This is a genomic window from Neisseria sp. P0009.S007, assembly GCF_051962515.1.
Map to the genome: position 1 here is coordinate 1 of NZ_JBQCVF010000012.1, position 7,208 is coordinate 7,208.

A 7,208-nucleotide genomic window follows, 5' to 3' on the forward strand; every position below is an offset into this window, starting at 1 on the left:
TTCAAACTGTTCCAGTTTCACGCCTGCCAATGCTGCTTGCAACTCGAAACCTATGGAGCAGCAGCCTGCCGCAGCGCTGATCAGGTATTCCACCGGATTTGGGGCGGCGTTTTCACCGCCCATGTTTTTCGGTTCGTCTGTGGTAAAGGCAGGGAAGCGGCGCACGGAGATTTCATTCTTCGTGCCGGATACCCAGCGCGAATCGGCGCGTAATACTGCCTTGCCTTTTGCATGGTCGTTTTCAACCGCTGCCATGGTAGTTCGGAAACGTTCGATATCTAACCCGTTAATCATGTTTTGTCCTTTCATATGATGAATTACAGATGGTTTTTCGCTACACTTATACGCCCATTTTCCACGCGGAGATGCGTTTCAAATTATCCACCGTGTCGTGATTGACGATGGCGGCAAACGTGCCGTCCAGTTTGGCAATTTCGGCTTTGTCTTCATCGCTGAGGGCAAAATCAAAGACATTCAGGTTTTCCGCCATACGTTCGGGTTTGGTAGATTTTGCCAATACAATGATGCTACGTTCCACCAGCCAGCGGGTAATCACCTGCGCCACGGATTTGCCATATTTCGTACCAATTAGCGACTGACAAAATGGTGGGCAAAAGCCCACCGCTTCAAGTTGATGTTTTATCATTAACCGAACACTTTTTTCAAATGTGCTTGGTAGTCTGCGAAGTATTGTTCTACTTGTGGATTTTTAACTACATCGTTACATGTAAATGTCGGTAGACGGGTCAAACCGATGAACTCGTTGAGTTTGTGGAAAGGCATGTACACAGCATCCACATCTTTGCCTTCAAAGAAGTCGCCTTCACGGGTGAACGCTTCAATCGGCGCATTCCAAGTAAGCGAAAGCATGTGTTTTTTGCCTTGCAATAAACCACCTGTACCGAAGCCTTCGGTCGGGCTGACACGATGACGGCCATCACTGTGGTAAAGCTTGCCGTGTCCGGCGATAAATACTTCGTCTATGTATTTCTTCACTGTCCAAGGCTCGTGCATCCACCAAACAGGCATCTGCCAAATCACGGCATCCATCCACAAGAATTTTTCGATTTCTGCCTCAATATCATAGCCAGCATCAATCACAGTTTCTTTTACATTGTGTCCAAGTGCGGTCAAAACTTCTTTTGCTTTTTTGTGAAGCGTGTTGTTTAACTCACCATGCGAATGGCCGAATTCTTTTCCACCGTTTAATAATAAAATGTTCATTTTTACTCCTAGAATAAATAATTTATAAAAAAGGTAAAAAAAGGATGTGATGTTTACGGATATTGTCTTCTGTTTACTATCATGAAAGTGCAGTCATTTTATGATTTGTTTTTATTGAGATCAATAGGGTTTGGCTTTATTATGCAATGAATTAAATTCACTAATAAAAGAGAGTTTAAAGAGAAAATGCAGAACTTTAACGAACTGAATTATTTTTTGACGTTGGCGCAAACACAGAGTTTTGTAAAAGCGGGACAGCTTTTGGGGATTTCTTCTTCGGCGCTGAGCCATAGCATGAAAAATTTAGAAACGCGGCTAAATTTGCGTCTGTTCAACCGCACTACACGCAATGTGTCGCTGACCGAAGCCGGGCAGCAGCTTTTCGACCAACTTTTCCCGCTTTATCAAGCCATAAACCAAGAAGTCGATGCATTAAATGATTTTTTGAATACGCCATCGGGATTGATTCGCATCAACGCCCCGTCGATGGCAGCGGAAGCCGTGTTGTATCCAAAATTAAAGCCGATTTTGAACCAATACCCGAAAATCCGCTTGGAAATCGTGGTGGACGATCGTTGGGCAGATATTGTGAAAGAAGGATTTGATATGGGCGTTCGGTTAGGTAACAAGGTAGCGAAAGAGATGATTGCCGTACCAATTTCTGTGCCGTTCAAAATGGCGTTGGTCGCCTCGCCCGATTACTTGGCACAACACGGCTCACCGAAAAATATTGATGATCTGCAACAGCACCGCCTTATCGGCATAAAACTCTCCGCTGAACACGGCACGGAGATGCAGTGGGAATTCAAATACAAAAAAGAGCTGATTACGTTCACACCAAAATCGCAGTTTTCCATCAACAATCATCTGCGTCTGCAAGCCGTTTCAGACGGCCTTGGCATCACTTGGCTGCCACATATCATCGCCGCAGACGCACTCCATTCTGGGCAGTTGGTTGAGCTGTTACCCGAGTATGCCATCACTTACGATCCGCTTTACCTCTATTACCCCAGCCGCCGCGGGCATTCCAATGTGTTTAAGTTGATTGTGGATGCGTTAAAAGTAAAAGCCGTCTGAAATTTCAGGCGGCCTTTTTAATAACAAAGTGCGGTCAATTTCCAGCACTTTTTATCAATCCCTTTTCTTCACCAAAACAACGCATTAAGCAATCCAATACGGTGCGTACTTTTGCTGATTGGGTGCGATGTGCGGTGGTGGCATAAAGGGTGCGGGTGGGAAGTGTGTGTTCAGGTAATACAATGCTTAACTGACCATTTTCTATCAAAGGCGCCACATCGCCAGAAAGCAACACCGCCAACCCCATGCCGGCACAGGCATATTCTCGTGCGACCAGTGAAGAATCTGGGCAATCGGTGCGATTTTCGGGCAGCGTTTCCGGTAGCCCTAAACACTTGAATGCGTGTAGCAGGACATTGCTATTGTGATTAAGCCAGTCGGCATTGAGTAAATCTTGCGGCTGGGCAATGGGGTGTTCACGCAAATAGTCTGGTGAAGCGCAAATCAAGGTTTGCCATTGTGCCAACGGGCGCGCGATGCTGTCGGGATCGTCAGGATGTAAAACAACGCGGATAGCGATATCGGTATCGTTTTGCAAATCCACCAAGCGGTTGTTTTCATTGAGTATTAAGCGAATTTTTGGGTAACGATGTCGTAAGGTTTGCACGGTACGTTTCATCGGTTCAACCGCGCTATAACCGGTCGGTAGGCTGATGCGGACTTCACCTTCCGGTTCGGTTTGCAAAATACCCATTTCGCGCTCAACGGCATCGTGCCAGTCGGTTAATTGACGGGCGTATTGCTGCAACTGCCGCCCTTCTGCCGTCGGCGTGAGGCTGCGTGTGGTGCGGTTAAGCAATTTGACGCCGTAATGATTTTCCAGCTTGCGAATGGCTTGACTGATTGCGCTGGCGGTCATGCCCAAATGCGGCGCGGTGGCATTCATACTGCCGTATTGCAGCACGGTGGCAAAAATATAGATAAGTTTGAATTGCTCCATTATAAAGCCTTTCTTAAAACTGTTTATTTAATTTGATAGATTATCAAGTTAATTAAAGTAATATACAATATATTTCATTACAAACAGATGAAGCAAGGAGTACTTTATGCCACATATCAATATCAAATGTTGTCCAAAGAACCTGTCTGAACAGGAATTGCAAGCCTTTGCAGATGATTTAACGGCTTTTGCCAGCGAGCGTCTAAACACGCCTGCAGAATTCATCACTATTGCCTACACTGAAATTCCGGATGATGAATGGAAAGAAAAGGTTTGGGACAAAGAAATTGAGCCAAATGTAGAGAACCTGTTACGTAAACCCGAATATGACATGTAACCTGCGCGTATCATCAAAACCCTAAAAAAACGACCGCACTTTACTCAGGAGAACAGCATGAAAGCATTTAAAAAATTAGGGTTTAGCGTACTTTTCGCCACTCTTGCAACGAGCAGTTTTGCCGGTGAACCGTTGCGCTATTTTGGACAAAATGAAACTGCCTACCATAGCCAAGTGCCTTATGGGAACAATGAAAAAGTTGGTCGTTATGCGACGGCAAGTGATGGGGCGAAAATTTATTTTGAACGCTATGGCAAAGGCTCACCTGTAATTGTTTTGCATGGCGGATTAGTGGGTTCAACAGCTGAAATGGGCGAGTTTATTGACCGTTTAAGCCAAAATCATGAAGTCATCGCCATCAGTACACGCGGTCATGGCAAATCTGAAGTCGGCAGTGTTGCGCCAACTTATGCACAAAAAGCGGCTGATGTGCTTGCCGTATTAAAAGCCGCACAAATTAACGGTAAAGTGGATTTGCTCGGCTTTTCAGACGGCGCTTATACCGCCCTCACCTTTGCTGCCGATTATCCCGAACAGGCAGCCAAAATTATTGCTATCGGTGCCGGCGAATGGAAACGTGGTTTTATTCAAGGCGGGGGAAATAAACGTGCAAGCTATGAACAAATCCGCCAGTTAGATCCAAGTTATTGGGAAATGCAACAAAGCATTCGCCCCAACCTACAACAAACGGCAACGTGGTTTGACAATGCGCAGAAAAATTATGACAACACCCAAGTTGGCAAAGAGACATTTGGTAAGATCCAATCGCCGGTGTTGTTTGTGGTTGGCGAAGACGATGCCAATGCACCCTTGGATACAGTCATCAACGCCTATCGCATGACACAGAATGCCGATTTATCCGTTATCCCTAATGCGCCACATCCGGTATTTGTCTTGAACTTCCCGGCTGTTTGGACTATTGTAGAACCGTATTTGAATAACAAATAATGAAAGGAAAACAAAATGCTTAAATTATTTACTTTACCCGGTGAAGGTAAAATTCGCAGTTCATCACCTTTCGCTTGGAAAACTGAAGCGATGCTGCGTTTATCCGGCTTAGATTTCGAAAAAGAATATGTTGCCGATCTCAGCAAAATGCCTAAAGGCAAAGTTCCGGTATTGCAGGATGGCGAGAAGTTGATCCCTGATAGCTCTCTCATTCAGCGTTATCTAACCGAAACCTACGGCATTGATTTAGATAAACATTTAACGCCTGAACAAAAAGCGATTGCTGAAGCCTTTCGCCGTATGACAGAAGAACATTTATATTGGATGGTCGTATATAACCGTTTCGTCGATCCTCTCAGCAAACCATTTATGATGAAGGCAATGTTTGATGGCATGCCGACCGAACAAGCCGAAGCGATTTTTGCTGTGTTACAGGAAAACGCGAAAAAAGAAATGTACGGACATGGTATCGGAAGACACACACAATCTGATATTTACGCCTTCGGAAAAGGAGATTTAGACGCCATTAGCAACTACTTAGGCACAAAACGCTACTTTTTCGGCGAAGAATTAACCTCCGTTGATGTGGCCATCGTGCCTGTTGTTGCAAACCTGATTCTTACCCCCATCGACACTGAAATTGCGCTATATGCAAGAACCAAAGCAAATTTAGTCGCCTATATTGAACGTTTCGATCAGGCAGTATTTGGAGAATAAAGTAAAAAATCAAAGGCCGTCTGAAATGTTTCAGACGGCCTTTTATTTATATCTCCCAGTCTTTTCTCAGCAAATCCTTTATTATTTGATCGGCTACTAATCAATTACCTACTCCAACTTTAACAATGGAAAGTGGACAATCTATTCAATCCGGTTATGCCGCACCAACGCTATACGTTTCGCCCTTGCTGTCCGCTTGGCCGACAATGGCAGCAACGGCAGCGGCCAAGCCGTTGCGCGTCATGTATTTTTGCGGAATTTCTTGGGCATTTTGTGTCAAGGTATAGGCATTATCTTCGCCATCGGCAAGGCCGCAGGGGCGCAGGATGGTCCAAATCAAACCGCTTTGTTTGAGATAGATTTCGGCTTCTGTTTTGGCACGGACGGCTTCACCTAGTGCCTGTTTGAACGGCTCGCTCATCATGTCCCATTGTTCACCGCAGCCCATGCTGGTAATCAGTACAAAGCGGGCTTGCGGATTGGCGGCTTTCGTGGCGGCAATAATGTTGATATTGCCCAGCGCATCGCTGCGGATACCCTCTTCGTTTTTGCCGCCGACAAAACTGATCACGGTATCAGGATGGTATTGTGCCAACGCTTTATCGAGCGCGTCGGCATCAAGCGCATCGGCGACAACGGTTTGAATATTGTGTTCGACAAAAAAACTGTCTTCAGACGGCTTTCTTAATACGGCGACGGTATCGGCTGAGTCAGTCAATGTGCGGATATAGGCGCGGCCGGACGGGCCGTTGGCTCCGAAGATGAGTTGCATGTTTGGGGCTCCTTTGTATGGTAGATGTTTATTGTTAGAAAATCCGCTCCTCTACGCGGCAAGGAACGGATTTTCAGGCCGTCTGAAACCGTTTAAGCGGCATCAAACAATTTGCGCATGGCTTCGATTTGATGTTGTTTCAACTCGCCTGCTTCGTCGCGACCGACAAAAATTTTAAACATGGCGCCACCGTTGCGGTTGATAAAGTTGAGCGAGCAAGTGGCTTTACCCATGAACGGGCGTTCCAAAAGGTAGATGGAAGCGCAGTTTTCATAGTAGATGTGGCCGTGTACGCCGCCATCAGTTTCGGGATGGTCAAAGTTGTAGAAACCGCGGCCGACTTTGCCGTTAGGCAGTTTGCCGCTGACTTCGACGATGGCATCGGGGGTGTGGGCGATGAAGGTAACGGATTCATCCCATGCGGCGACGGCTTGGAGGATTTCGACGATGCGGCTGCCTTCGGTTTGGCGGATGCAGTTTTCAGGCAGGCAGCGGATGACGTCTTCAAAGCTGCATTGGTTTTGCGCGGCGAGCATTTCGAGCACTTGGCCGGGATTTTTTTCCAATGATTGGCGCAACATGATTTGTTGTTCGGATGAAAGTTTTTGCATGGTTTGATCCTTTTCTTGAGTCGGAAGAGTGAGCATGAGTTTGCGGATAAGGGTGGGCGACCAATAACGGCCGCTGGTATTCAAACGGATCAGGCCGTCTGAATCGGGTTCTTTAAAAAGCTGCATTTCCTGCCATTGGGCAATCAGCTTTTGCGCTGCTTTATTGCCGTCAAACAATAATGGATTCAGACGGCCTGTTTCAATATCGTGCTGGACTTTGCTGAGCAGTGCTTTATTTGGACTATGGCCGCTCATAAATGCGATGTTTTTCTCGCCTTTCGGCGTGGCGAGATAACTCTCCAAATCACCCTGCACCTGATAGCTGAAACCGCCGAAGTTACCGCCAGCGCCGGAGCCGAACGCCAAACAGGGAATGTCGGATTTGATCAGGGTATTGTAGCGGTTGCGCTCGCCGCGGCCAGGATAGGCGAAGTGGCTGTTGCTGACTTGTTCCCAGCCTTTTTCCAGCAGTGTTTCAACCGTGTAGGCATATTGGTCTGCCTGGATATCGAAACCCGGCGGTGTCGGAAATGCGCCTTTTTCAATCATGCGGTTGATGGGCAGCATGGGATAAAGGTTGAA

At 46.5% G+C, this 7,208-nt stretch carries 10 protein-coding genes; 4 read left to right on the forward strand and 6 right to left on the reverse strand.

Annotated elements, in window-relative coordinates; translation table 11 throughout:
* The 3 genes from ACTHS3_RS02625 to ACTHS3_RS02635 form a co-directional block, all read right to left on the reverse strand.
* Positions 1-294, reverse strand: a 294-nt coding sequence (locus tag ACTHS3_RS02625; RefSeq protein WP_440367088.1) for an OsmC family protein, incomplete at its 3' end; no start/stop codon positions are given.
* 46 nt (positions 295-340) lie between these two features.
* Positions 341-646 carry an aldo/keto reductase gene (locus ACTHS3_RS02630; protein WP_070625280.1) on the reverse strand — a complete coding sequence of 102 codons (306 nt, stop codon included), beginning with the start codon at positions 644-646 and terminating at the stop codon, positions 341-343.
* Positions 646-1,224: an NAD(P)H-dependent oxidoreductase gene (locus tag ACTHS3_RS02635; RefSeq protein ID WP_070625281.1), complete on the reverse strand. Its 579-nt coding sequence runs from the start codon at positions 1,222-1,224 to the stop codon at positions 646-648. Before ACTHS3_RS02635 ends, ACTHS3_RS02630 begins: the two co-directional genes overlap by 1 nt.
* 186 nt (positions 1,225-1,410) lie before the next feature.
* On the opposite strand from ACTHS3_RS02635, the gene ACTHS3_RS02640 reads away from it, so the two are divergent.
* Positions 1,411-2,301 (forward strand): LysR family transcriptional regulator, encoded by an 891-nt coding sequence (locus tag ACTHS3_RS02640; protein ID WP_440367090.1) that lies wholly within the window; start codon positions 1,411-1,413, stop codon positions 2,299-2,301.
* A gap of 34 nt (positions 2,302-2,335) precedes the next feature.
* On the opposite strand, the gene ACTHS3_RS02645 is transcribed toward ACTHS3_RS02640, so the two are convergent.
* Positions 2,336-3,241 (reverse strand): LysR family transcriptional regulator, encoded by a 906-nt coding sequence (locus ACTHS3_RS02645; protein ID WP_004520542.1) that lies wholly within the window; start codon positions 3,239-3,241, stop codon positions 2,336-2,338.
* Positions 3,242-3,347: 106 nt separating this feature from the next.
* Here ACTHS3_RS02645 and pptA point away from each other — a divergent pair, with 106 nt between their 5' ends.
* Genes pptA through ACTHS3_RS02660 form a run of 3 tightly spaced genes read left to right on the forward strand, consistent with a single transcriptional unit; the run spans position 3,348 to position 5,243 of the window.
* Entirely contained in the window at positions 3,348-3,578 is a 231-nt protein-coding gene (gene pptA / locus ACTHS3_RS02650; RefSeq protein WP_004520543.1) for a tautomerase PptA, read from the forward strand.
* Between the two features lie 57 nt (positions 3,579-3,635).
* A complete protein-coding gene (locus ACTHS3_RS02655) occupies positions 3,636-4,526 on the forward strand; it encodes an alpha/beta fold hydrolase (protein ID WP_049336078.1) in 891 nt (296 codons plus the stop codon).
* Between the two features lie 15 nt (positions 4,527-4,541).
* Positions 4,542-5,243 (forward strand): glutathione S-transferase family protein, encoded by a 702-nt coding sequence (locus ACTHS3_RS02660; protein WP_004520545.1) that lies wholly within the window; start codon positions 4,542-4,544, stop codon positions 5,241-5,243.
* 154 nt (positions 5,244-5,397) lie between these two features.
* Here ACTHS3_RS02660 and ACTHS3_RS02665 read toward each other — a convergent pair whose 3' ends face one another.
* Positions 5,398-6,015, reverse strand: a complete 618-nt coding sequence (locus ACTHS3_RS02665) for an NAD(P)H-binding protein (protein ID WP_070504912.1) — start codon at positions 6,013-6,015, stop codon at positions 5,398-5,400.
* 92 nt (positions 6,016-6,107) lie between these two features.
* Positions 6,108-7,208 (reverse strand): heme utilization cystosolic carrier protein HutX (gene hutX, locus ACTHS3_RS02670; protein WP_440367094.1); only part of this gene is annotated, 1,101 nt, incomplete at its 5' end.

Coding starts and splice junctions, on each gene's coding strand:
- ACTHS3_RS02645 (WP_004520542.1), bottom strand. CDS start 3,241: ATGGAGCAATTCAAACTTATCTATATTTTTGCCACCGTGCTGCAATAC.
- ACTHS3_RS02635 (WP_070625281.1), bottom strand. CDS start 1,224: ATGAACATTTTATTATTAAACGGTGGAAAAGAATTCGGCCATTCGCAT.
- pptA (WP_004520543.1), top strand. CDS start 3,348: ATGCCACATATCAATATCAAATGTTGTCCAAAGAACCTGTCTGAACAG.
- ACTHS3_RS02655 (WP_049336078.1), top strand. CDS start 3,636: ATGAAAGCATTTAAAAAATTAGGGTTTAGCGTACTTTTCGCCACTCTT.
- ACTHS3_RS02640 (WP_440367090.1), top strand. CDS start 1,411: ATGCAGAACTTTAACGAACTGAATTATTTTTTGACGTTGGCGCAAACA.
- ACTHS3_RS02660 (WP_004520545.1), top strand. CDS start 4,542: ATGCTTAAATTATTTACTTTACCCGGTGAAGGTAAAATTCGCAGTTCA.
- ACTHS3_RS02665 (WP_070504912.1), bottom strand. CDS start 6,015: ATGCAACTCATCTTCGGAGCCAACGGCCCGTCCGGCCGCGCCTATATC.
- ACTHS3_RS02630 (WP_070625280.1), bottom strand. CDS start 646: ATGATAAAACATCAACTTGAAGCGGTGGGCTTTTGCCCACCATTTTGT.